The sequence below is a fragment of the Clostridia bacterium genome (assembly GCA_019683875.1).
In the GTDB taxonomy this organism is placed as follows: domain Bacteria; phylum Bacillota; class Sulfobacillia; order RBS10-35; family Bu92; genus Bu92.
This window is the reverse complement of record JADGHN010000001.1, coordinates 16,154-39,391: the sequence shown is the minus strand read 5'-3', so window position 1 is coordinate 39,391 and position 23,238 is coordinate 16,154. Positions and strand designations below refer to the sequence as shown.

Annotated in this window: 25 protein-coding genes and 1 tRNA gene; 5 read left to right on the top strand and 21 right to left on the bottom strand. The window is 72.2% G+C overall.

All coding sequences use genetic code 11. The features are described from left to right. Positions 1-24: 24 nt before the first annotated feature. The 7 genes from IRZ18_00205 to IRZ18_00175 form a co-directional block, all read right to left on the bottom strand. On the bottom strand, positions 25-1,017 hold the full coding sequence (locus tag IRZ18_00205) for a ketoacyl-ACP synthase III (protein ID MBX5475533.1): 993 nt from the start codon (positions 1,015-1,017) through the stop codon (positions 25-27). Positions 1,018-1,043: 26 nt separating this feature from the next. Further along, the gene (plsX, locus tag IRZ18_00200; GenBank protein ID MBX5475532.1) at positions 1,044-2,075 is read right to left on the bottom strand and encodes a phosphate acyltransferase PlsX; all 1,032 of its coding nucleotides are present in this window, start codon (positions 2,073-2,075) and stop codon (positions 1,044-1,046) included. After that, positions 2,072-2,722 (bottom strand): transcription factor FapR, encoded by a 651-nt coding sequence (gene fapR, locus IRZ18_00195; GenBank protein MBX5475531.1) that lies wholly within the window; start codon positions 2,720-2,722, stop codon positions 2,072-2,074. Before fapR ends, plsX begins: the two co-directional genes overlap by 4 nt. A gap of 150 nt (positions 2,723-2,872) precedes the next feature. Further along, positions 2,873-3,778 carry a cation transporter gene (locus IRZ18_00190; protein MBX5475530.1) on the bottom strand — a complete coding sequence of 302 codons (906 nt, stop codon included), beginning with the start codon at positions 3,776-3,778 and terminating at the stop codon, positions 2,873-2,875. Positions 3,779-3,803: 25 nt separating this feature from the next. Further along, positions 3,804-4,730 (bottom strand): protein translocase subunit SecF, encoded by a 927-nt coding sequence (gene secF / locus IRZ18_00185; protein ID MBX5475529.1) that lies wholly within the window; start codon positions 4,728-4,730, stop codon positions 3,804-3,806. Beyond that, the gene (gene secD, locus IRZ18_00180; GenBank protein MBX5475528.1) at positions 4,727-5,995 is read right to left on the bottom strand and encodes a protein translocase subunit SecD; all 1,269 of its coding nucleotides are present in this window, start codon (positions 5,993-5,995) and stop codon (positions 4,727-4,729) included. Before secD ends, secF begins: the two co-directional genes overlap by 4 nt. 138 nt (positions 5,996-6,133) lie before the next feature. Next, positions 6,134-6,772 carry an HD domain-containing protein gene (locus IRZ18_00175; GenBank protein MBX5475527.1) on the bottom strand — a complete coding sequence of 213 codons (639 nt, stop codon included), beginning with the start codon at positions 6,770-6,772 and terminating at the stop codon, positions 6,134-6,136. 128 nt (positions 6,773-6,900) lie between these two features. Between IRZ18_00175 and IRZ18_00170 the strand changes: the two genes are divergently transcribed. Continuing rightward, positions 6,901-7,296, top strand: coding sequence for a hypothetical protein (locus IRZ18_00170; GenBank protein MBX5475526.1), 396 nt, complete (start codon positions 6,901-6,903; stop codon positions 7,294-7,296). Position 7,297: 1 nt separating this feature from the next. Here IRZ18_00170 and selB read toward each other — a convergent pair whose 3' ends face one another. Both selB and IRZ18_00160 read right to left on the bottom strand, forming a co-directional pair. Continuing rightward, complete coding sequence (gene selB, locus IRZ18_00165) at positions 7,298-9,211, bottom strand: selenocysteine-specific translation elongation factor (GenBank protein ID MBX5475525.1); 1,914 nt, start codon at positions 9,209-9,211, stop codon at positions 7,298-7,300. A gap of 11 nt (positions 9,212-9,222) precedes the next feature. Further along, complete coding sequence (locus tag IRZ18_00160) at positions 9,223-9,432, bottom strand: hypothetical protein (protein MBX5475524.1); 210 nt, start codon at positions 9,430-9,432, stop codon at positions 9,223-9,225. Between the two features lie 69 nt (positions 9,433-9,501). On the opposite strand from IRZ18_00160, the gene IRZ18_00155 reads away from it, so the two are divergent. After that, positions 9,502-9,578 (top strand) — tRNA-Pro (locus IRZ18_00155). An 80-nt stretch (positions 9,579-9,658) separates the two neighbouring features. Here IRZ18_00155 and IRZ18_00150 read toward each other — a convergent pair. Further along, on the bottom strand, positions 9,659-10,099 hold the full coding sequence (locus IRZ18_00150) for an NUDIX hydrolase (protein ID MBX5475523.1): 441 nt from the start codon (positions 10,097-10,099) through the stop codon (positions 9,659-9,661). Continuing rightward, the gene (locus IRZ18_00145) at positions 10,090-10,722 is read right to left on the bottom strand and encodes a CBS domain-containing protein (protein MBX5475522.1); all 633 of its coding nucleotides are present in this window, start codon (positions 10,720-10,722) and stop codon (positions 10,090-10,092) included. The genes IRZ18_00150 and IRZ18_00145 overlap by 10 nt, the downstream gene beginning before the upstream one ends. 149 nt (positions 10,723-10,871) lie before the next feature. On the opposite strand from IRZ18_00145, the gene IRZ18_00140 reads away from it, so the two are divergent. Next, positions 10,872-12,080 carry a D-alanyl-D-alanine carboxypeptidase gene (locus tag IRZ18_00140; protein MBX5475521.1) on the top strand — a complete coding sequence of 403 codons (1,209 nt, stop codon included), beginning with the start codon at positions 10,872-10,874 and terminating at the stop codon, positions 12,078-12,080. Between the two features lie 40 nt (positions 12,081-12,120). On the opposite strand, the gene IRZ18_00135 is transcribed toward IRZ18_00140, so the two are convergent. The 10 genes from IRZ18_00135 to hemA all read right to left on the bottom strand — a co-directional run bounded on the left by IRZ18_00135 (position 12,121) and on the right by hemA (position 21,552). Continuing rightward, the gene (locus tag IRZ18_00135; GenBank protein MBX5475520.1) at positions 12,121-13,266 is read right to left on the bottom strand and encodes an acyl-CoA dehydrogenase family protein; all 1,146 of its coding nucleotides are present in this window, start codon (positions 13,264-13,266) and stop codon (positions 12,121-12,123) included. After that, a complete protein-coding gene (gene meaB, locus IRZ18_00130; GenBank protein ID MBX5475519.1) occupies positions 13,263-14,261 on the bottom strand; it encodes a methylmalonyl Co-A mutase-associated GTPase MeaB in 999 nt (332 codons plus the stop codon). The genes IRZ18_00135 and meaB overlap by 4 nt, the downstream gene beginning before the upstream one ends. Before the next feature lie 46 nt (positions 14,262-14,307). Beyond that, complete coding sequence (locus tag IRZ18_00125; GenBank protein ID MBX5475518.1) at positions 14,308-14,730, bottom strand: cobalamin B12-binding domain-containing protein; 423 nt, start codon at positions 14,728-14,730, stop codon at positions 14,308-14,310. Then, positions 14,730-16,340, bottom strand: coding sequence for a methylmalonyl-CoA mutase family protein (locus IRZ18_00120; GenBank protein MBX5475517.1), 1,611 nt, complete (start codon positions 16,338-16,340; stop codon positions 14,730-14,732). Before IRZ18_00120 ends, IRZ18_00125 begins: the two co-directional genes overlap by 1 nt. A 92-nt stretch (positions 16,341-16,432) precedes the next feature. Beyond that, the gene (locus tag IRZ18_00115; protein MBX5475516.1) at positions 16,433-17,203 is read right to left on the bottom strand and encodes a lipoate--protein ligase family protein; all 771 of its coding nucleotides are present in this window, start codon (positions 17,201-17,203) and stop codon (positions 16,433-16,435) included. Then, positions 17,200-18,231: a porphobilinogen synthase gene (hemB, locus tag IRZ18_00110; protein MBX5475515.1), complete on the bottom strand. Its 1,032-nt coding sequence runs from the start codon at positions 18,229-18,231 to the stop codon at positions 17,200-17,202. The genes IRZ18_00115 and hemB overlap by 4 nt, the downstream gene beginning before the upstream one ends. A 6-nt stretch (positions 18,232-18,237) precedes the next feature. Beyond that, positions 18,238-19,167, bottom strand: coding sequence for a uroporphyrinogen-III synthase (locus IRZ18_00105; protein ID MBX5475514.1), 930 nt, complete (start codon positions 19,165-19,167; stop codon positions 18,238-18,240). Then, on the bottom strand, positions 19,155-20,111 hold the full coding sequence (hemC, locus tag IRZ18_00100; GenBank protein MBX5475513.1) for a hydroxymethylbilane synthase: 957 nt from the start codon (positions 20,109-20,111) through the stop codon (positions 19,155-19,157). The genes IRZ18_00105 and hemC overlap by 13 nt, the downstream gene beginning before the upstream one ends. Continuing rightward, positions 20,108-20,614 (bottom strand): hypothetical protein, encoded by a 507-nt coding sequence (locus IRZ18_00095; protein MBX5475512.1) that lies wholly within the window; start codon positions 20,612-20,614, stop codon positions 20,108-20,110. Before IRZ18_00095 ends, hemC begins: the two co-directional genes overlap by 4 nt. Before the next feature lie 14 nt (positions 20,615-20,628). Continuing rightward, a complete protein-coding gene (gene hemA, locus IRZ18_00090) occupies positions 20,629-21,552 on the bottom strand; it encodes a glutamyl-tRNA reductase (protein ID MBX5475511.1) in 924 nt (307 codons plus the stop codon). Positions 21,553-21,815: 263 nt separating this feature from the next. Between hemA and IRZ18_00085 the strand changes: the two genes are divergently transcribed. Then, positions 21,816-22,535 (top strand): hypothetical protein, encoded by a 720-nt coding sequence (locus tag IRZ18_00085; protein MBX5475510.1) that lies wholly within the window; start codon positions 21,816-21,818, stop codon positions 22,533-22,535. Between the two features lie 53 nt (positions 22,536-22,588). Then, entirely contained in the window at positions 22,589-23,161 is a 573-nt protein-coding gene (gene folE / locus IRZ18_00080; protein MBX5475509.1) for a GTP cyclohydrolase I FolE, read from the top strand. Positions 23,162-23,238: the final 77 nt, after the last annotated feature.

Below are 23,238 nucleotides of genomic sequence, written 5' to 3'. Positions count from 1 at the left end.
AAATGGCTGCCGTGCGCCACTGGCTCACGCGCGCCCGCCCCACTTCAGCACGGCCGCACCCCACGTGAGGCCGCCGCCGAACGCGACGAGGAGCACGACGTCCCCGGGGCGCAGGCGGCCCGCCTGGTGCGCCTCGTACAGGGCGATGGGAATCGAGGCCGAGGACGTGTTGCCATACCGGTCGATGTTGACCCAGACGCGGTCCATCGGCAGGCCGAACCGCTTGGCGGAGGCTTCGATGATGCGGACGTTGGCCTGGTGCGGCACGTACAGATCCACGTCCGCGAACGCCAGGCCGGCGCGACGCAAGGCTTCTTCCGCGGCGTCGCCCATGATCTGCACGGCGAACTTGAACACTTCGCGGCCGTTCATCTGGAGGTAGTGCAGGCCCTGGGTCACCGTCTCCACCGACGCCGGAAGCCGCGAGCCGCCCGCCGGCTGCTTGAGAAGGTCGCCGCCGCGGCCGTCGGCGCCCAGGTACACGCTCAGGAGCCCTTCGGCGCCGTCCTCCGCGTCCACGCGCTCCAGCGCCACGGCGCCGGCCCCGTCCCCGAGGAGCACGGCCGTCGAGCGATCCTGCCAGTTCACGATCTTGGACAGGGTTTCCGCGCCGATCACGAGGGCGCGTCGCGCCGCTCCCGCCCGGATCTGCGCTGCGACGGACGACAGCGCGTAGATGAACCCGCTGCAGGCGGCCGAGATGTCGCAGGCGCCTGCTTGATGGGCGCCGAGCGCCGCCTGCACCACGCAGGCGGTGCTGGGGAAGATCATGTCCGGCGTGGCCGTCGCCACGACGATGAGGTCGAGATCCTCGGGCGACCATCCGGCGGCGTCCAGCGCTTCGCGGGCGGCGACGACGGCCAGGTCGCTCGTGGCCTGGTCCGGGGCCGCCACGCGTCGCTCGGCGATGCCGGTTCGGGTGCGGATCCACTCGTCGCTCGTGTCCAGGATGCGTTCCAGGTCGTGGTTCGTGATCACCCGCTCGGGCACTGCGTGACCCAGACCGCGGACCGCCACGCCCCAGGGCGTCTGTCGCAGCGTCGTCACTCGCTCGTCTCCCCGCTTTCGATCTCTTTCAGCTGCATGGCGATTTCGTCCACAAGCCGCCCGCGGGCGGCTTCCGCGCCGACTCTCAGCCCGGCCGCGATGGCCCGCGCCGTCGAGTTTCCATGGCACTTCACGCACAGGCCGTTGACGCCCAGAAGCGGCGCGCCGCCGGCTTCCTGGGCGTCGAACCGCGCCGCCAGGCGCTTCAGGGCGGGCATCGCGAGCCACGCGCCCAGCTTCGTGCGGAAGGTCGAGGTGAGCTCGCGCTTGAGCGCGCGCATGAGATCGCGCGCCAGGCCTTCGACCGTCTTCAAGGCGATGTTTCCGGCGAAGCCGTCCACGACAATGACGTCCGCGGCGCCGGCCAGCAGTTCTCTCGCCTCGACATTGCCGACGAAGTTCAGGAAGGGAAGCTGTGAAAGGACCTGATGGGCCCGCTTCACTTCTTCGGGGCCCTTCTCCGCCTCCGTGCCGACGTTGAGCAGCGCCACCCTCGGGGCGGGCCGGCCGAGCACGCGCTCCGCGTAGATGGAGCCCATGACGGCCCACTGGACGAGGTCCTCGGCCGAGGCCCCCACGGTCGCGCCCATGTCAAGAAACACGAGCCCGGGGCCGGCGAACGTCGGCATGACCTGCACGAGGGCCGGACGGCGAACGCCAGGGATCCTTCCGAACGTGAGAAGCGAGCCGGCCATCAGCGCGCCGGTGCTGCCGGCCGAGACGAACGCGGCCGCCTCGCCTTCGCGGACCAGGCGCAGCCCCACGGCGATCGACGAGTCCCGCTTGCGGCGGAAGGCGTGCACCGGAACCTCGTCGTAGCCGATGACCTCGCTCGCGTGGCGGATGGCGAGGCGATCGGACGGTTCTCCCCCTGCCCGGCGCAACTCGTCGTCGATCGTGGTGCGGTCGCCCACCAGAATCAGGCGCAACTCCGGGTCCTGGCGCAGGGCGGCCAGGGCACCCGCCACGGTCGCCTGCGGGGCATGGTCGCCGCCCATGACGTCGAGCGCCAGCGTGAGGCCGGTCAACGGTTCGCCTCCTCCTGGACGGGTGAATGCTCGTCACGGATCGCGGCGGCTGCGGGATCGTCGCCCGCGGCCGGCGCGACCTGCGTCACGAGGAACTTGCCGCGGAAGACGATGTCGTTCTGGACCCGCGACTGGACGAGCACGACCCACTGTCCGGGACGCGGCTGGCGAAGGATCTCGGCCTTGGCGACGACCCGCTCGCCGATGCGCACCGGGCGCTTGAACTTCACGTTGACCACTTCCGGCACGGCGTCGCCCGCGTCGACGACGGCCATGGCGAGGGACTCGGCCTGCGCGTACAGATGCTGGCCGCGGACGGTGGCGTTCCGCTCGAAGGCATGGGAGGCCTCGGCTTCGAGAATGGAGACGGCGTGCCGGCCCAGCTCGACGTCGACGATCTCGCCGACGATCTCCTGCGGCCCGAGCGCGCGCACGCGGCCGAGCGCCTGGCTGGCCAGCGAGCGCGCCCGCTCGCGCACGTCGGGAAGCCCGAGCGTGGCCCGGTCCAGGCGGATCGTGGGCACACTGACGTGAAACCGCTCCGCCAGCTCTTCGTCCGTCAGCAGCGGCTCGCGTCGCAGCGTTTCCCGCAGCGCGCGCTGGCGCTCGCGCCGCGAGAGGGAGGCGGCCGGTCGCTCAAGTCCCATGATCGCGTCCCCGCCCGTCGTTAGCAGTAGGTCATATGACTCATCGTTATCGCCACGAAGTATACGACCCGCGGGCGCGAGTGGCAAGTGGGACCATGCCCGCCGCGTCGGGCGCGCCGGGTGCCGGGGATTCGGGTCGGATGTGCGTTCCTAGACCTGGGATCCGGACTTCGGTGTGTGGATGGGGTTGACGTGCACCACGACGTCCTGGACGACGTCCAGGTTTTCGACGGCGTGGATGACGGCGTGCGCGAGGCGGTCGGCTTCCACGAGCGAGAGGTGGCCGTCGACGCCGATCTCCATGTCGACGTGCACGAAGGGCCCGGAGCGCCGGGTGCGCAGCCGCTGCACCTGCCGCACGCCCTGGACGGAGAGGGCCGTCTCGCGGACGAGCGCGCGCGTCGGGCTGTCCGCCTCGCGGTCGAGCAACTCGTCGACGTTCTCCCCCGCGAGCTGGACGGCGTAAAACAGGACGAGCGCCGCCACCAGCAGCGCGGCCAGGGGATCGGCCAGCGGCATGCCCAGGCGCGCGCCGAGGACGCCGGCGACGGCCGCCACGGAGGTCCACTCGTCCGAACGGTGGTCGGCGGCGTTGGCCAAGAGCGCGGGCGAGCGCAGCCGCCGTCCGAGCCTCGCGTTCCACTGGTACAGGCCCTCTTTGACCACGAGCGCGCCCGCCGCCGCGTAGGCCGCCGCCCAGTCGGGCGCCTCGCGGCGCGGGGCAAACAGCGCCACGACCGCCTCGCCCCCGATGGCGAGGCCGGCGAGGATGAGGAGCACGGCCACGGCCAGCCCCGCGAGGGACTCCGCCTTCGCGTGGCCGTACCGGTGCTGCCGGTCAGGCGGCCGCTCGGCGACGCGGACCCCGAACACGACGGCGAACGAGCCCGCCGCGTCTCCCAGGGAATGCAGGGCGTCCGCCACGAGCGCGTGGCTGGCAAAAACGGCGCCGGCGATCCCCTTGCCGACCGCCAGCGCCAGATTGGCCCACAGCGCGATCCATGCCGCGCGATGAAGCGACCGCCGCCCACGAAGGCCCTGCGAGGCGGGGGCCATGCGCTCCATCCCTCCGGTCCGACGTCTAGGATGCCCGGGCGATCCTCGCCTGCGCGCGCCGCTCCGACCGCTGCACCAGGTACAGGTAGACGGGGCTCGCGACGAAGATCGAGGAATACGTGCCGAGCACGATGCCGACGATCAGCGCCAGCGCCAGCACGTGGATGGACGAGCCGCCGAAGATCAGGACGGCGAACAGCGCGAGCAACACGGTCACGACGGTGTTGATCGTCCGCGAAAGCGTCTGGTTGATGCTCACGTTGATCAGCTCTTCCAGCGGCTCCTTGCGGCGCGCGTGCAGGCGCTCCCGGATCCGGTCGAAGATGATGATCGTGTCGTTGACCGAGTACCCGTAGACGGTCAGCACCGCGACGACGAACGACGTGTCCACCGGCAGCCGGAAGACGGCGAACGTGCCGACCGTGAGGAGGATGTCGTGCAGCATGGCGGCGATCGCCGCGATGGCGAAGCGGATCTCAAAGCGGATCGTCAGGTAGACGATCATCGCGACGGTCGCCAGGCCGACCGCCAAAATGGCGTCCCGCCGCAGTTCCGAGCCGATGACCGGCGACACCTTGTCCTTGCTGACGAGCTCGTACCCGCCGAACTTCTTGCCCAGCTCTTCGAGGATCTTCACCTCTTCGTCCTCGGAGATCGCCGGGGTTGTCAGCTTGAACTCGCGGTTGCCCGAGCTCTCGAACGCCTGCACGACGATGTCCCTGACGCCATGCGCCTCGTACGTGGCGCGGATGTCGGCGAGCGCGGCCGGCTTGCCGAACTTGACGTCGACGAGCGTCCCGCCGGTGAAGTCGATCCCGAAGTTGAGCGGCATGCCGAGGGTCGCCGTGTTCACGATGAGCGCCGCGACCGTGACGACGAGCAAGACCGTCGACAGGGCGATCCAGTACTTCCGCCAGCGCATGAACGGAAAGTGGAACCGCGCCTCGTTCATCGAGCATCCGCCCCCTCGGCCGTCCTGCGTTCGAAGAACCAGGCGCTCGGCTGTGCGCCGGCGTCCACCTGCAGGTGCAGGATCCACCGCGTGAAGGTGATCGCCGTGAACATCGAGATGAGCACGCCGAGCGCGACCGTCACGGCGAAGCCGCGCACCGGTCCGGTGCCGAGCCAGAACAGGACGGCGGCCGCCAGCACGGTCGTCGCGTTCGAGTCGAAGACGGCGCGGAATCCGTTCTTGAACCCGGCGTCCACCGCGTTGCGCAGCGTGCGGCCGAGGCGCAGCTCCTCCTTGATGCGCTCATAGATGATCACGTTGGCGTCGACGGCCATGCCCAGGGACAGCACGACGCCCGTGATGCCCGGCAGCGTCAGCGTCGCGTGCAGGCCGTAGAGCACCGCCAGAAGCAGCACGGCGTAGACGGCCAGCGCGAAGTCGGCCCAGAATCCGGGGATGCGGTAGACGACGAACATGAACGCCACGACGAGCGCCGCGCCCAGGATGATCGCCTTCTGGCTGGCCGCGAGCGAGTCCTGGCCGAGCGAAGCCGACACGGTGCGGTTTTCGATGATCTCAAGCTTCAGAGGCAGCGCGCCCGAATTCAGCGCCACCGCGATGCTCTTCGCGGCGTCGAGCGACTCGTATCCCGTGATCACGCCGTTCCCGTTCGGGATCTCGCTGATCACCGTGGGCGCCTGCAGGAGCTGGTCGTCCAAGTAGATCGGCATCGGCTGCTGGATGTGCGTCTTGGTGAACGCGTCCATGGCCTTGGCGCCTTCCTGGTCGAACTGCAGCTGCACGACCCAGCCCTGCTGCTGGTCATAGGCCGGCGTGGCCTTGATGAGGTTCTTGCCCGTGAGGAAGGGCTTGTTCGTCGCAGGATCGCGGAACTCCAAAACCGCCGTGCGGCCGATGCTCGTCGCGACCTCCTCCGGGTTCTTGACGCCCGGCAGGTCGAGCACGATGCGGTCCCTGCCCTCGCGCTGGATCACCGGCTCCGTGAGGCCGAGGCCGTTGACGCGCTTCGTCAGGATCGCCACGGCCGCGTTCATCGAGTCGTCGTCCACCTTGGTCTTCTCCGTCGGGTGGGCCTGGAAGACGATGTGCACGCCGCCGACGAGGTCGAGCCCCTTGTTGATGCGCCCCCAGAGCCCGTACCCGCCGCTCCGCTGCGGCAGCACCGCGTACAGCAGGGCCGCCGTCACGACGACGAACAGCGCCACAAGCGTGATCAGGCTGCGCTGACGCCGCTTCGCTCTCATCCTGGGCAACCTCCCCCTGGCGCCAATCGGCCAGAAGCCTTGACCGGCCACAAAAAACCCGACCGTCTGCGGGGACGGCCGGACGCCGTGACATAAGTGCAAGACAACGTTCATTATAGGAACGCGCGCGCGAGCTTGTCAAAGCAGGCGCGCGTTGTTGATCGTCAGCTCGAACTGGCAGCCCAAAAACGAGGCGGCTCGCCGGCACATCACCATGCGGGACAGGAAAATCTCGAAATATTCCATCACCGGCGAGATCGCCGTGTCGATCTGCAGCTCCAGGTTGACGACCTTGTCTTCCGGCCGGACGTCGAGGAACGACTTCAGCACGGCGTAGTTCACGCGGTCGTGAATGTCGAAGGTGGTCGGATCCGTGTTGCGCACGCGGGTCCGGTGCACGTCCGACTTGTCGGCGAGGATCACGGCGGCGCCGATGTTGTTCACCACTTCGCCGTAGGGCTCCTCATGGTTGCCGATCGCGCCGAGGATCTTGCCCAGCTCCTGCGCCGGCATGCCCATCTCGCGCAGGAAGACGAAGACCATCGCCGCGCCGGACTCGGGGTGGTCGTGGCGGCTGACGACGTTGCCGATGTCATGCAAGTAGCCGGCGATGGCGGCCAGCTCCGCCTCGCGTTCCGGGAAGCCGAGGCGCTTGAGGATGTTGTAGGAGATGCGGCTGACGAGCCGCACGTGGCGCTGGCCGTGCTCCGTGAAGCCCATCGCCCCGAGGTGCGCGTTCGCCTGCTCGATGAGCTCCTTGATCTCCGGCTGCGCCATGACCTCTTCAAGCGTGACCCGTCGCGTTTCGGGAGCCACGATCTCACCTCGCGTCCGGGCGCCGTCCCGGCGTCCGCATGAGACGCCGCGCGGCGCGGCAGGATGATGACGAAGGGAGCGGTGTCCGAGTGGATCCGCGCGAATTCATTCCCGGCGGCCCACCGCAATACCTTGCCCGATCCGTCATGGCCTCATTTGCGGACCCGCGGGCGGCGCAGGCCGCCGCGCGCGAGCTGCGCGAACAAGGATACACCGTCGACGTCGTCCAGGTCAGCGGGGCGCCGGTGGACCGCTCCGACCTGCGCCAGCCGCGGGACGAGGCCTTCCCGCGCACGCTCCTCGAAGAGCCGGCGGCGAACGCCGTGGCGTCCCAGGAGAGCGACGATGCAGGCCTGCGCAGCGCCGCCGCCACGCCGGCCGGGCGCCTGGGCCGCGCCGTGTGGCGCGTCACGGTGCCCGTCGCGGACGACGACATGCGCCGGCGCGTCGAGGACGTCGTGAGGCGGCACGGCGGCGAGGTCTGACTCAGGGAGACGCGAGACGGCGGACATCGCCGTCGCGGCGCGTGAGGCGCACGCGGTCGAAGTGCTCGGCGAGCGGCAGGGCGTACTTCCGCGTGGTGCCGAGCACCTCGCGCAGCTCCGACATCGTCGCCGCGCGGCCGCCGGCCAGGTGCGCGCGGACGCGCTCCGCGGCGGCGTCGACGGCCTCGCTTGCGAACCACAGGCCGTCCGCGACCGCGACCAGACGGCCCTGGTCGACGAGGTGCGCGACGACGTCCTCCGCTGCGGCGACGCCGCCCAGCTCCGCCTGCACCTGCTCGAGGGAGGGCGGCGCCAGGCCCGCGGACGCGAACATCGCGGCCACGCGCTCCACCGCCCGCTCAAGCGCCTCGGGCAACGGCGGCTCGCGGCCGGCCGGCGGCCGCACGACGTCGCCGCGCAGCTCGATCGCGCCCGCGCGCTCCGCTTCCGCCAGCAGGCGGTTGCCCAATCGCCGCTCGAGCCCGGGCCACAGCGCGCGCCACGCCTCTTCCCGGGGCCAGCCCCTGCGCAGCGGGTGGCGCGCCCGCTCCGCAACGGCCGCGTCCGTCGCCGCTTCCAGGAGCGACGCCCAGCGCCGCGCGCCGACGGCGACCTCGCCGTCGAGCAGCAGCACCACACGCCCCTCCGCCGCCCAGGCCTCCAGCGCCCGGCGGCACTCTCCGACGGTCAGGCCTGCCTGGCGCGCGAGGTCCTCCACCGCGTGCGGCCCCTCGTCCAGGGGTTGCAGCAGCAGCGCCCCGGCTTCCCGCCGTTCCAGCGCCTCGAGCCGGCGCAGGTCGTCGCGCGACTTCTTTCGATACCGGCGCCCGGCGTCCAACACGACGCCGCCGCCGATGGTGGTCGCCGGGGACAGCGAGCGAATCAGGATGCGTTCGCCGTACGTGGCGACGATCGGCCGCGCCGCATGCAGCCGGGCCAACGCCGAGCCGCCCGGCGCGAGCCGGCCCTCGGGGAGGTCCTCCAGCCAGACGACGCGCGCGATCGTCTCCTGCGTGCTCGCGTGCAGCCGGACGCGGGCGCCGTCGGCCAGCGGCGCGGGCGCCGTGGAGAGGAGATGCACGCGCGCGGCGAGGACCGACTCCGCCCGGAAGGCGCCGGGCGCCGCGAGGACGTCGCCGCGGTGCACCTCGCGCCACTCCGCGCCGGTCACGTTCACGGCCACGCGCTGGCCGGCGCGCGCCTCCGTCGTGGGGTGGCCGTGCACCTGGAGGCCCCGCACGCGCACCGTCGCGCCTTTCGGCAACCACTCGAGGCGATCGCCCTCGCGGATGGCGCCGGACACCAGCGTCCCCGTCACCACCGTGCCGAACCCGGCGACCGTGAAGGAGCGGTCGATCGGCAGCCGCGCCGGGCCGTGCGCCGGCCGTTCGCCGGCCAGCGCGAAGAGCCGCGCCAGCTCCGCGCGCAACGCCTCAAGCCCCTCGCCGGTGCGGCTGGACACGGCCAGGATGGGCGCCCCGGCGAAGCCGCTTCCCGCGATCTCCGCGCGCACCTCGTCGCGCACGAGGTCCAGCCACTCCCCGTCGACGAGGTCGGTCTTCGTCAGCGCCACGACGCCACGATCGACGCCGAGGAGCCGCAGGATCTCGAGGTGCTCGCGCGTCTGCGGCATGACGCCCTCGTCCGCCGCGACCACGAGGAGGCACGCGTCGATGCCGTGCACGCCGGCGACCATGTTGCGCACGAACCGTTCGTGGCCCGGCACGTCGATGAACGACACGCGCCGGCCGCCGGGCAGGTCGAGGTGCGCGAAGCCGATGTCGATGGAGATGCCGCGCCGTTTCTCATCCGGCAGCCGGTCCGTGTCCTGTCCCGTCAGCGCCTTGATCAGGGCCGTCTTGCCGTGGTCCACGTGACCCGCCGTGCCGACGATGATGTGCGTGCGATCCGTCACGAGGCGTCCCCTCACGCGGTCACGATACGGAATGCGCCAAGCAGCAGGCAAAGGTATCCGACCAGAGCGTACCAGCGGATGCGTTCCGCGCGCACCTCCGCCGCGCGGTCGCCGAAGGCGTCCTCAAGGCGGCGCGCGTACCAGCCGGAGCGCGGCACGGCGATGAAGAAGAGCCCGCCGGCGACCCAAGCCGCGCCGACCGCGACGGAAAACCACGACATTCGCATCACCGCTTTCAGTGCCCGCAAATTGACACGTTTCGGGTTGGTCCGTATAATGACCACGCACGTCGGGATGTGGCCCAGCTTGGCAGGGCGCCGCGTTCGGGACGCGGAGGTCGCGAGTTCAAATCTCGCCATCCCGACCAGATTTTTTGGCCCGGTTTCGAATTTGGCCGCACCGTTCGCACGGTGCGGCCGTTTTGTTCGCGCGGCGGCGCCGGCGTGCTCAAGGCCTGTGGCGCTGCGCCATCACGACGGCGCGCTCGACGAGCGCCCGCAGGTTGTCGTAGCCGACCTCGCGCGCCGCGTCGCCCGCACGGACCCAGCGGAGCGCCGTCACCTCGCCGGGCTGCGGCCGTTCCGTCCCGTGCTCCGCGGCGATGAGGAAGTACGCGACCGTCTTTTCGACCGGCGTCCCACCGGCGTTGAACGTGTACCGCGTCTCGCCCACCCTCGCGAGAACGCGCCCGCGGATGCCGGTCTCCTCCGCGATCTCCCGGAGCGCCGCCTCCTCGTCGGTCTCCCCCGGCTCCAGGTGGCCCTTCGGCAACGACCAGCGGCCGTAGCGGTCGTGGATCAGCAGCACCTCCGGGCGCGGGCGCCAGCGCACGACGACGCCGCCCGCCGACCGCTCGCGACGGACCTCGTTCAACCGCCTCACTCCCAGACCTGGGACACGTGCGTCACCCGGTAGCCTTCCGCGCGCAGGTCCTCGACGATTTTCTCGGGCGTCGTGGTGCGCACGCGCAGCACAACCTGGACGAAGCGCGGCCGGTCGGGCGGGACGAAGGTCGCGAGGCTCGCGATGCTCGTGCGGTTGCGCATCACCACCTGCGCGATGTCGGCGAGCGCCCCGATGCGGTCCTCCACGACCAGCGTGATGCGGCTGCCCCGCTCGCGCAGGCCCATCATGTCGATGAACGTCCCGTACAGCATGCGCTCGGTGATGACGCCGAGGGCGCGCCCGTTCTCGTCCACGACGGGCAGGGCGCTCAGGTCGTGCTTCTTCATGAGGAAGGCGGCCTCTTCGATGATGTCGCCCGCTTCGATCGCCACCCCGCGGACGGCCGCCTCCCCCACCCGCGCCGCGGCGAGACCCTCGAAGCTCCGCTCCTTCAAGAGGCGATGGACGATCGCTTCCATGGTGAGGACGCCGAGGAGCGAACCGTCCTCCGCCAGGACGGGCAGGGCCTCCCAGTTGTCGGCGTCCATGATGTTCAGGGCCTCGGCGAGCGTCTGTTCCTCGCGCAGCGTCGGCACGTCCGTGACCATCCGATTCGAAACGAACATCGCGCGCCACCCCGATCCAGAAATCGATGCTAGGGCCACGTTCGCCTTCCGCCGGCGTCCTTCCTTTTCCCTGGCAACTCCACATGCGGCCGTTCTGCGCACGCGCGCGGGCGCATACAGTGGATCGCACGGAAAGGGGACAGGTCCGCTTGCGGCGATTCATCCGCATCGCGGCCGCGGGGATTGCGGCGGCGTGCTTGACGTGCGTGCCGCTGCCCCGGGACGCCGGGTCCTTCCGCGCCTGGGGCCCGCCGGTGGCCGAAGCGGCGGGACCGCCTGAAGTCACGGCGGAAGCCGCCGTCTTGCTCGACGCCGAGAGCGGCCGCGTGCTGTATCAGAAACATGCGAATGAGCGGCTTGAGCCGGCGAGCATCACCAAGATCGTCACGGCCCTCGTGGCGCTGCGCCACGGGAACCCGGAGCAGGTTCTGACCGTCGACCGCGCGTCGGCGGCGGCGCCCGGGTCCTCCGCCGGGCTCGTGCCCGGCGAGCGCCTGACGCTCCGCGAGTTGCTCTACGCGCTCCTGCTCGTGTCCGGCAACGACGCGGCCGAGACGATCGCGCGCGGCCTGGGCGGGTCGATCGACACGTTCGCCGCGTGGATGAACCAGGCGGCGCGGGACGCCGGCGCCGCGCACAGCCACTTCACGAATCCGCACGGGCTGCCCGATCCCGCGCACGAGACGACGGCGCTGGACATGGCGCTCATCACGCGCGCCGCCCTGCAGTCGCCGCTCATCGCGAAGATCGTCGCCACCCGCGAGGCGTCCATCGGCGGCAGGGGCGGCCCGGTCCACCGGTACGTGAACGAGAACAAGCTCCTCGGCCGCGACGGCGTGGACGGCGTCAAGACGGGCTACACCACGTCCGCAGGACACACGTACGTGGCCTCGGCCACGCGCGACGGGCGCCGACTGATCGTCGTGGTGCTCGGCGACTCGAAGCAGGGCAAGTACGACGACGCCATGCGGCTGTTCGACTGGGGCTTCGCCCAGTTCCAGCCGCGCCGCCTCCTCGCTCCGGGGCAGGAAGTCGGCCAGGTGCAGGTCGTCGGCGGCACGCGATACTATACGCCGCTCGTCGTCCCCGCGGCCGCGGGTGTCACCGTCCGGGCCGCCCCGTGGGACACGGTGGCCATCCGGACGGAGGCGGTGACGGTCATGCGCGCCCCGGTGCCGCGCGGCCTGCGCGTGGGCACGCTGACCGTGTACGTGGGCGGGCGCAGGGTGGCGAGCTATCCCATGCTCGTCGGGGTGCAGGTGCCGCGCGCCGCCGCGACGCCCGTCGCAGGCGCCGGCCCCGCCTGGTGGCACTGGGCGTGGGACTGGGTGCGACGGCTGGCCTCCACGGACCTGTGAGCCGCGCGCGGACCGGGGCGGGCGTCGCGCCGCCGCAGCGTCAGGCGCGGCCGCGCAACAGGCTGTTCGCGATGACCAGCCGCTGGATCTCGCTCGTGCCCTCGTAGATCTCGGTGATCTTCGCGTCCCGCAGGAGGCGCTCCACCCCCACCTCCTGCATGTACCCATAGCCGCCGTGGATCTGGACGGCTTCGAGGGCGGCGCGCACGGCCGTGCGCGAGGCGAAGAGCTTTGCCTTCGAGATCTCCGGCGTGTGCCGGCCCGGCTGGGTGGCGAGCCACGCGGCGCGGTACACGAGCCAGCGCGCCGCTTCGATCTCCGTGGCCATCTCCGCGAGCTTCCACTGGATGCCCTGGAACTCGCCGATCTTGCGCCCGAACTGTTCCCGTTCGCCCGCGAACGCGACGGCCCGTTCCAGCGCGGCCTCGGCGATGCCCAGCGCCTGGGCCGCGATGCCGATGCGGCCGATGTCCAATACGGAGAGGGCGATGCGGTAGCCGGCGCCTTCCTCGCCGACGCGGCGCGCGTCCGGCACGAACACGTCGTCGAGGACCAGCGAGGCGGTGTGCGCCGCGCGGATGCCCATTTTGGCTTGCGGCCGGCCGAAGGACAGGCCCTCGCTGCCCTTCTCCACCTCGAAGCAGGTGATGCCGCGGGTGCCGCGGTCCGGCTGCGTCACGGCGAAGACGAGGTAATAGTCGGCCTGGCCGGCGCCCGTGATGAACGCCTTTTCGCCCGTAATGCGCCAGCCGTCCCCGTCCCTGCGCGCCCGCGTGCGGATCGCGGCCGCGTCCGAGCCGGCCTGCGGCTCCGTCAGCGCAAAAGCGCCGAGCCGGTCGGCGGCCAGGCGCGGCAGGACCTCGGCCTTGAGCTCGGGGGAGCCCCAGCGCGCCACGGCCTCGGCGTGCAGCGTGTTGTGCACTTCCATGAGGACGGCGACGGCCGCGTCGGCCTTGGCGATCTGTTCCAGCACCAGGGTGTGCGCGAGGATGTCGAGCCCGCCGCCGCCATAAGCCTCGGGAATCGTCAGGCCCAGGTAGCCCGCGTCCCACAGCGCTCGCAGGCTCGGCCAGGGGAAATCGCCCGTCCGGTCGTTCTCCGCCGCGCCCGGCAGGATCTCCCGTTGCGCGAAGTCCCGCGCGGCTTCCTGCAGCGCGCGCTGCTCCGGCGTCAGCGCGAAGTTCACGTCTCCGCCTCCTCGGGACGCGACGCGTCCAGCACCAGCCGCGCGGCCGTCTCGGGATCCAATTCTTTCGCGGCGAGGCGGAGGAGGACATCGTCCAGCGCGCCGCGCCTCCGCGCGCGCTCGAGCGCCTCGCGGAAGGCGAGTTCCTTCAGGCGCTCCTCCATGCGGGCGCGGTCCTCCTCCTGGCCGAGCTGCGTGAAGCGCCCGCTCTCCTTGAGGTACACGAGGTGGTCCTCCATGTGCCGGAGGAGCTCTTCGAGGCCGGTGCCGTGCGCCGCCGAGACCTTGACGACGGGCGGAAACCAGAGGGGGCCCTCGCCGTCCCTCGCGGGCGTGAGCCCTTCGCGCCGCCCCTGTGCGAGGGGAGAGAGGCCGAGCATCATGCGGAGGTCGCGGGCGGTGTCGTCCGCCCCCTCGCGGTCGGCCTTGTTCACGACGTAGATGTCGCCGATTTCGAGGATGCCGGCCTTCGTGGCCTGGATTTCGTCGCCGAGACCGGGGACGGAGACGACGAGCGTCGTGTGCGCGGCCCGCATGACGTCGACCTCGGCCTGACCGGCGCCGACCGTCTCCACGAGCACGACATCCCGGCCCGCCGCGTCCATGAGGCGGATCGCGTCGAACGCGGCGCGCGACAGCCCGCCCAGCTGGCCGCGGCTCGCGAGGCTGCGGAAGAAGACGTCGCCTTCGATGCGGCGCGTCCAGCGGACGCGGTCCCCGAGAACGGCGCCGCCCGTGAAGGGGCTGCTGGGATCCACCGCGACGACGCCCACCGTGCGGCCGCCCGCCGCGAACCGCGCGGCCAGGGCCATGACGAGCGTGCTCTTGCCGGCGCCCGGCGCGCCCGTGACCCCGACCACCCAGGCGCGGCCCGTGCGGCCGTACACGGCGCGCAGGAGAGCGGCCCCGCGGGGGTCGCCGTTCTCCACCCACGTGATGCCCCGCGCCAGCGCGAGCCGGTCCCCGGCGAGGAGACGCCCGGCCCAGTCGTCCACGCCGGCTGCCGCCCCGCCGCCTCCGGCCGAAGGCTGTTCGCGCAGCTCAGGCACGGGCCGCACCCGCGCGCGCTTCCGCGACCTTCTCCCGGATGAAGGCAACGATGCGGTCGATGTCGGAACCCGGTCCGAACACGCCGGCCACGCCGGCGGCGAGCATGTCGGGGATATCCGCGTCGGGGATGGTGCCGCCCAGCAGCACCACGGTCTCCGTGAGGCCCGCCTCGCGCAGGCCGCGCACCACCTTCGGAACGAGCACCGGATGCGCCCCGGACAACAGGCTGATGCAGACGACGTCGACGTCCTCGTCCACGGCCGCCCGCACCACTTCCTCCGGCGTGCGATGCAGGCCGGTGTAGATGACCTCCATTCCGGCGTCGCGCAGGGCGCGCGCCAGCACCTTCGCGCCGCGATCGTGGCTGTCCAGGCCCGGCTTGGCGACGAGCACGCGGATCGGACGCTCCGGCATCAGATGATCGCCTCCTCCTCGTACGTGCCGAACACCTCGCGGAGGACGTCATCCATCTCCTGCAGCGTGCAGTACGCGCGCACGCACTCGAGGATGGCCGGCATGATGTTCTCGTTCGAGGACGCGACGCGCTTCAGCTCCCGCAGCGTCTCCGCGACGCGGCGGTTGTCGCGCGTGCGCTTGACCTCCTTCAGCCGGGCGATCTGCTTGCGCTCCAGCTCCGGGTCGACGCGCAAGAGGGGGATCGGCGTGTCCTCCTCGATCTGGAAGCGGTTCACGCCGACGATGGTGACGTCTCCCGCGGCCACGGCGCGCTGGTACCGGTAGCTCGCGTCCGCGATCTCCCGCTGGATGAATCCCTTTTCGATGGCGGCCACCATGCCGCCGAGCTCGTCGATGCGGCGGAAATACTCGTACGCGCCCTCCTCCAGCTTGTTCGTGAGGGCCTCGACGAAGTACGAGCCGCCCAGCGGGTCGACGGTGTTCGTGACGCCGGTCTCGTGCGCGATGATCTGCTGGGTCCGCAGCGCGATGCGCACGGCCTTCTCCGTGGGCAGCGCGAGGGCCTCGTCCATGGAGTTCGTGTGCAGGCTCTGCGCGCCGCCCAGCACGGCCGCCAGCGCCTGCAGCGCCACGCGCACGATGTTGTTCTCGGCCTGCTGCGCCGTCAGGGTCACGCCCGCCGTCTGCGCGTGGAAGCGCAGCTTCCACGAGCGCGGGTCCTTGGCCCCGAACCGCTCCCGCATCTCCCGCGCCCAAATGCGCCGGGCGGCGCGGAACTTGGCGATCTCCTCGAAGAAATCGTTGTGCACGTCGAAGAAGAACGAGAGGCGTGGCGCGAACGCGTCGACGTCCAGGCCCGCCCGGATGCCTTCTTCCACGTACGTGAACCCGTCCGCGAGCGTGAAGGCAAGCTCCTGCGTAGCCGTCGCGCCGGCCTCGCGGATGTGGTAGCCCGAAATGCTGATCGTGTTGAAGTTGGGCACGTGCTTGGAGCAGAAGGCGAACATGTCCGTGATGATGCGCAGGCTCGGCTTCGGCGGGTAGATGTAGGTCTTCTGTGCCGTGTACTCCTTGAGGATGTCGTTCTGCACCGTGCCGCGGACCTTGTCCCAGGGAACGCCCTGCTTCTCCGCGACCACGAGGTACATCGCGAGGATGATCTGCGCCGAGGAGTTGATCGTGAACGAGGTGCTGACCTGGTCGAGGGGGATCCCGTCGAACAGGCGCTCCATGTCTGCGAGGGTGTCGACGGCGACGCCGAGCCGGCCGACCTCTCCCTCCGCGCGCGGGCTGTCGGAATCCCAGCCGAGGAGCGTGGGAAAGTCGAACGCGCACGAGAGCCCGGTCTGGCCCTGCTCAAGGAGGTACTTGAAGCGGGCGTTCGTCTCCTCTGCGGTGCCGTAGCCGGCGAACTGGCGCATCGTCCAAAGCCGGCCGCGGTACATCGTCTCGTGGATGCCGCGGGTGAACGGGTACTGCCCCGGTTCGCCGAGGTCGCGTTCCGGGTCGAAGCCGGCGAGATCCTCCGGCCCGTAGACCCGTTTCACGGGCAGTCCGGAGAGGGTGACAAACGCGTCGTCCCGATCGGTCGGCCGCGTTACGGCCATGTCGTTCGCCTCCAGCCGCCCACAGGCGGAATCTGCCACATCTATTAGATTAACATAGGCCGGCGGGCACTCCGGACGTTCCTCCTTACGGATCACGCGAGGCGGCGCTCCGCCGCCAGCCGGCGGGCGCGCGCGATCTCCCGCGCCGACAGGGGCTCGTCCACGAGCTCGAACACTTCCGTGAATCCGGCGCGCAGGGCGTCGGCCACCTCGTCGACGCCGACGGCGCGGCCGAGTTCCCTCTCCAGGGACGTGACCGCCCCCGCGTCGAGGACGCGCCCGTCGCCCGCCGCGTCGTAGAACCCCTGAATGAGCGCCGTCGCGGCGAACGGATCTTGGGAAACGAGCACCATGCCGCTGACGAGCGCGAAGCCGCCGCGGATGGCCTGCGCGACGCCGGCGATCTTGCGCGGCGGCTGGCCCACCACCAGGTCGTAGGGCCCTTCGCAGTAGGAGCCCGGCGCCGCCCCGAAGCGGGCCTCCACGCCCAGCCGCCGCAGGCCGCGGACGACGCCTTCGGCCAGTTCCCGGAAGTTGCGGTCCATCTGCGTGAGATCGCGGCACGGGCGAGCGACGCCGAAGCTGAGGCACGACTCGTCGAGCCACACGGCGCTCCCGCCGCCGATGCGCTGGTAGACGGGAAGCCCGCGCGCCGCGAGCCAGCGCAGGCCGTCGGCGACGCGCGGCAGCCGCCGGTCCTTGGGCCCGAGGAGCACGTACGGCCGCTGGCGCCGCAGGAGGACCACGGGCCGCCCGTCCTCGGCGGCGGACGCGGCGAGCGTCTCGGCGAGGACGGGACTGAGCGGCAGCACGGGCGAATCCAGCCGAACGTCGACGAGGCGGTACCGCGGTCGATCCGTCACCGTGCGGGCCGGTCTCCCTTCGCGGCGGCGGCCGCTGGCCCGCCCCCCTGGAGCCGCCGGGCGGCTTCCACGGCGAAGTAGGTGATGATCACGTCCGCGCCGGCCCGGGCGATGCCGAGCAGCGACTCCCACATCACGGCCTCGCCGTCGACCCACCCGCGTTCGGCCGCGGCGCGGATCATGGCGTACTCGCCGCTGACCTGGTACGCCGCGATGGGGACGTCGAAGGCCTCGCGCGCCGCGCGCACGATGTCCAGGTACGGTCCGGCCGGCTTGACCATGAGCATGTCGGCGCCTTCCTCGAGGTCGAGGCGCATCTCCCGCAGGGCTTCGCGCGCGTTGGCGGGATCCATCTGGTACGCGCGGCGGTCGCCGAACGACGGCGCCGACTCCGCCGCCTCGCGGAACGGCCCGTAGTACGCGGAGGCGTACTTCGCCGCGTACGAGAGGATGGCGACGTCCTCGAATCCTTCCTCGTCCAGGGCGCGGCGGATGGCGCCCACGCGGCCGTCCATCATGTCCGACGGCGCCACGATGTCGGCGCCGGCGCGCGCGTGCGAGACGGCGGTGCGGGCGAGCAATTCCAGCGTGGGGTCGTTGTCGACCGTGCGCTGGCCGCGCCGGTCGGCGAGAACGCCGCAGTGGCCGTGGTCGGTGTACTCGCAAAGGCACACGTCCGTGATGACGAGCAGGTCCGGCAGGGCGTCCTTGAGGTTGCGCACGGCCCGCTGCACGACCCCGTCGTCCGCGTACGCGCCGCTGCCGACCGGGTCCTTGCGGTCCGGCACGCCGAAGAGGAGCACCGCCGGGATGCCGAGATCGGCGGCCTCACGCGCGGCGTCCACGACGCGGTCGGGACTGTAGCGGAACTGGCCCGGCATGGCCGCGATCGGCTCCGCCACGCCCTTGGCGTCGACGACGAACAACGGGTACACGAGGGCGTCCGGGGCGAGGCGCGACTCCGCCACGAGCCGGCGCAGGGCCGGCGTGCGGCGCAGGCGGCGCGGACGGTGGACGGGAAACGGCATGCGGCTTCATCCTTTCTTGCGGCGGTCTCGGGCGGCGAGGCCGCGCGCGGCCGCGTTCGCCGGGTCGAGGGCGGCGGCGATCGCGGCGACGGCGGCCTCCGGTGAGGGCGAGGCGGCGACCGCGTGCACCGGCAGGCCTTCGGCTTCGCAGGCGGCGGCCGTCGTGGGGCCGATGCAGGCGACGCGCCACGCGCCCAACGGCGAGGCTTCCGGAGAGCGGGATCTGTCGCGGGCCGCACCCGGCCACGCGCCCGCCAGGCCGCGCACGGCCGAGGGACTGGCCAGCCAGATGACGCCGCCCCGCGGGTCCTGCGCCGCCCTGCGCACCGCCTCCAGATCCTCGGGCACGGGTTCGGTCTCGTACGCCACCGGCGCGAGGCCGCGGTAGCCGAGATCGAGCAGGGCCTTCCACCCGCTCGTCGCGGCGAGCGACGACCTCGGCCACACCAGCGTGTCGCGCGCCGGCGCCGGGGACGGCAGTTTCGCCCGCAGCGCGGGCCAGAGGTCCCGTCCCCCGCGCCCTTCCAGCGCGCGGAGCGGGAGCGCCCGAAAGACGCTCCCCGCCACGGCGTGCGCCGTCTGCGGCCCCACGGCCCACACGGCCGGCGCCGGCCCGCGCCCCCCATCGTACGCCGGCCGCACGCCCAGTTCACGCGCGCGCGCGTCCGTCACGCGCACGGCGCGCGGGCTTGTGAACACCCACGCGAGGACGCGCTCCGCCTCGCGCAGCGCCGCGTCCAGCTCGCCCAGATCCTCCGCCGGGCGCACGCGCGCCGTGGGGAGGCGCAGTTCCCGCGCCCCTGCCGCGGCGAGCGCACGCGACAGCGCGTCCTCGCCCGCGCCGTCGTCCCGCGGGCGCGTGTTCCAGACGACGATCCCGGCCAGCGGCGCCTCGTCCGGCATCCCGCCGCGGATCCCGCCGCTCACGACGGCCATCCGGCGCGCGCTTCCTCCAGGAGCGGCCCCGCGCCGCGTTCCATCAGGGCCTCGGCCAGGCGGGCGCCGAGTGCCTCCGGCGCCTCGCCCGGACGGGCGAGCGCATCCGCGCGCACGACGACCCCGCTGCGCGGGCCGGCGAGCGCCGCTCGCAACCGGAGGCCGCCCCCTCCACCGCGGGCGCCGCCATCCCCGGGAACCGGCACCGCCAGCGCGCCGAGGGGGAGGAAGCAGCCGCCGCCGAGCGCCGACAGCACGGCCCGTTCCGCCTCGACGGCGCTCCGCACGGCCGGGTCGTCCAGGGACCGCGCCACGTCCAGCGCGGCCGCGTCGTCCGCGCGCGCCTCCACGGCCAGGGCCGCCTGCGCCGGCGCCGGGCAGCAGACGTCCGGATCCAGCCTCTCCCGCACGTGCGAGCCAAGGCCGAGCCGCTCGAGCCCGGCAGCCGCCAGCACGGCCGCGTCCAGCTCACCGCGGGCCACCTTCTCGATCCGCGTGTCGACGTTGCCGCGAAGGGGGACGAACCGGAGATCCGGTCGCTTCGCGCGCAGTTGCGCGACGCGCCGGGGGCTGGAGGTCCCGACGACGGCGCCGGGCGGCAGTTCTTCGAGGCGGCGCGACCCGCAGAGCGCGTCCCGCGGGTCGGCGCGCAGCGGGTAGGCCGCCACCACGAGCCCGTCCGGCGACACGGTGGGCAAATCCTTCGCGCTGTGCACGGCGAGGTCGATGTCCCCGCGCAACAGCGCCTCCTGCAGTTCCTTGACGAAAATGCCGACCGTCGGGCCGAGCGCGCCCAGCGGGCCGCGGTGCGCGTCGCCCGTCGTCCGCACCGGCACGCCCTCCACGCGGACGCCGGGGTGCCGCGCCTCGATGAGCCGGCGCACGGCTTCGGCCTGCCAGAGGGCCAGGCGGCTGCCGCGCGTCCCGATGCGCAGCGCGCTCATCGCGCCTCCGCCGGGGCCGCGACGCGGCCGGCGTCCGCAGCCGGTTCGCCCGCACCGGCGCTGCCGTCCGCGCCCGGTCCCTCGCCGAGCTTGAACAGCTCGCTGAAGGCTTTCAGGTACTTGTCCTCATGACCGTCGCCCGCAAGCTCTTTCAAGCGAACGGTCGGGTCATTGAGCAGCTTGTTCACGATGGAGGTCGTCAGCTGTTCGATGACGGCGCGCTCGCGCTCCCCCAGCTGCGGCAGTCGGCGCAGGGCGCGCTCCAGTTCCCTGCGGCGGATCTCCTCCGCCTTCTCCCGCAGCGAGCGGATCAGGGGGACGACGGCGAGGCTGCGCACCCATTCGGAAAACGACGCGACATCCTCCTCAAGCAGCCGCTCCGCCTTCGCCGCGGCGCGGCGGCGCGCCGCGCGGTTCCGCTCGAGGACGGCGTTCAGCTCGTCGATGTTGTGCAACTCCACGCCGGGAAGCTCGACGACGGCCGGCTCGACGTCCCGCGGCACGGCGAGGTCGAGGATCAGGAGCCGCCGCGCCGCCCCCAGCGCGCGGCGCGCCCCCCCCCCCCCCCCAACAGGCCCCCGCCCCCCCCCGGGGCGGGCGCGCCGCCCCGCGCCCGGGCGCGGGCGCGGGGCCGGCGCCGGCGCGCCCCCCCCCGCGCGGGGCGCGCGCCGCGCGCCGTCAGAACGGGCCGCGGCGCGCCCGTGGCGGTGACGAGCGCATCGGCTCGGGACAGCGCCTGCAGGCGCGCGCTCCAGCGCCCGTGGCCCGCGCCGAAGCGCGCAGCCAGCTCCTCGGCCCGCGCCTCCGTGCGGTTGAACACGGTCACGCGCGCGCCGGCCGCGCACAGGTGCGCGACGACGTCCGCCGCCGTTTCCCCGGCGCCCCAGACGTGGATGTCGCGGTCCGCGACATCGCCCAGGATGTCCTTCAGCTGCGCCACCGCGACGGACGCGACGCTGACGGGCCTGCGGGACACGGCCGTCTCGGCGTGCACGCGCTTCGCGCTGGCCAGCGCCTGGTTGAAGAGCGCGTGCAGCACCTTGCCGACGCACGCCGCGTCCTGCGCGACGGCGTACGCCTCTCGCACCTGGCCGAGGATCTGCGTCTCGCCGAGCACTTGCGAATCGAGGCCGGCGGCCACACGGAAGAGGTGGCGCACGGCATCCACGCCGTCGAGGACATAGAAGTGGCGACGGACATCCGCCGGCTGGTCGAACATCGAGGGCAGCGCGGACAGCAGCGCGTCGGCCGCGGCGCGACGGTCCGCGACGGCGTAAAGCTCAAATCGATTGCACGTGGACAGCACGACGGCTTCGCGGAGTTGCGCGCGGTCGGATACGGTCCGGAGAAAGCTCGGCGCCTCGCCCGCGGGGACGGCGAAGCGCTCGCGCACCGCGACGGGCGCCTGGCGATGACTGATGCCCACCAGGATGATGTGCACGCGATTCGCCCCGCTTCGCCTCGGTTTCGGCCGCACCCATCTTAGGCCAAGCACGAGAACGGCCGCAAGTTGACATCGGCCTTGCCGAACGGCCCATCTTTCGTCGCTTGATCGCTTGCTGGACATCCGCGACGACCTATGGTAGTTTCTCGAACAACTACTTCTGTCGCCGCGCCGCGCCGTGGATCGCATGGGGCGCGGGCGGCACGGAACACGGCCGCGGGCGGCGCGCCCGGGGCTACGGCCGGGAGGCTTGGCAGCGAGTGGACACCGTCGATGCGCTGGTGACGGTCGGGTGGACGGAGACGGAGGCGCGCGTGTACCTCGCGCTCGTGGAGCTCTCGGAAGCGACGGGCTACGAGATCGCCAAGCAGACGAAGCTCGCGCGGGCCAACGTCTACGCCGCCCTGCAGCGGCTTGAGCGGCGTGGGGCCGTCGTGCGCGGCGGCCGGGGCGTCTGCCGCGCGGTGCCGTTCGAGCGCATCGCGCGGCGCATGGTCGACGACTACGTCCACCTCGTCGACGGCGTGCGCGAGCGTCTCGGAGAGATGCGGCCCGCCCGCCGCCCTTGCGTCTTCGGCCAGACCCACGACGTCGAGGCCGTCTTCAACCTGGCCCGGGGGCTCCTGGCCGGCGCGCGGCGCGAGGCGCTCGTCGCGCCCACGCCCTCAGAGGCGCGGCCGCTCGCGCCGGCGATCGCGGCCGCGGCCGAGCGCGGCGTCCGGCTGCGCACGCTGTGCCTGGCCGGGTGCGCGCGGCCGTGCGGCGCCTGCCGCGGGGAGATCATGCGGGCGGCGCGGACGCTTCCGGCCCACACGCTGCTCCTCACGCAGGACGGAACGTCGGCGCTGTGGGCCGACCTCGCCGCGGAGCCGCCCACCGCGGTGTACGGCGACCTGCCCGGCCTCGTCCGATGGCTGGAAGCCGCATTCGAGCACGCGTGGTCACAGGGAACGCCGATGGAAAGCGGGGAGACACGATGAACGACGCCGACATCACCCGGTCCGAGGGAACGGAGCACGCCGCCGCCGTCGCGATGACGCACGAGGCGCGCCTGCGGAAGGTGGAGGAGGACATCCGCCGCCTGCTTCGGGACCTCGGCGAGGACCCGGAACGCGAGGGCCTCAGGGAAACGCCGCGACGCGTGGCCAAGATGTACCTGGAGGAGCTGCTCGTCGGGCAGGGCGCCGATCTGAAAGCGGAACTCTCCACCACGTTCGCCGAGGACCACCAGGAACTGGTGATGGTGCGCGCGATTCCGTTCTACGCCCTCTGCGAGCACCACCTGATGCCGTTCTTCGGGCAGGCGCACGTCGGGTACCTGCCGGACGGCCGGGTCGTGGGCCTGTCCAAGCTCGCGCGCCTCGTGGAGCGGGCGGCCCGCCGCATGACGATCCAGGAACGCCTCACCACCGAGGTGGCGGACGCGATCATGGCCGTCCTGCGTCCGAAGGGCGCGATGGTCGTCGTCGAGGCGGAGCACTTCTGCATGACGATGCGCGGCGTCCAGAAACCGGGGACGATCACGACCACGACGGCCGTGCGCGGCGTGTTCGCGCAGGACGAGGCCGCGCGCATGGAGTTCCTGCGCCTCCTGGGCCGCGCGTGACCGCGGCGGGATCCGCGGGGCAATCGCGCGGCGGGGCCCGCGACGCGATCGCGCGACGCGACCGCGTGACACCATCC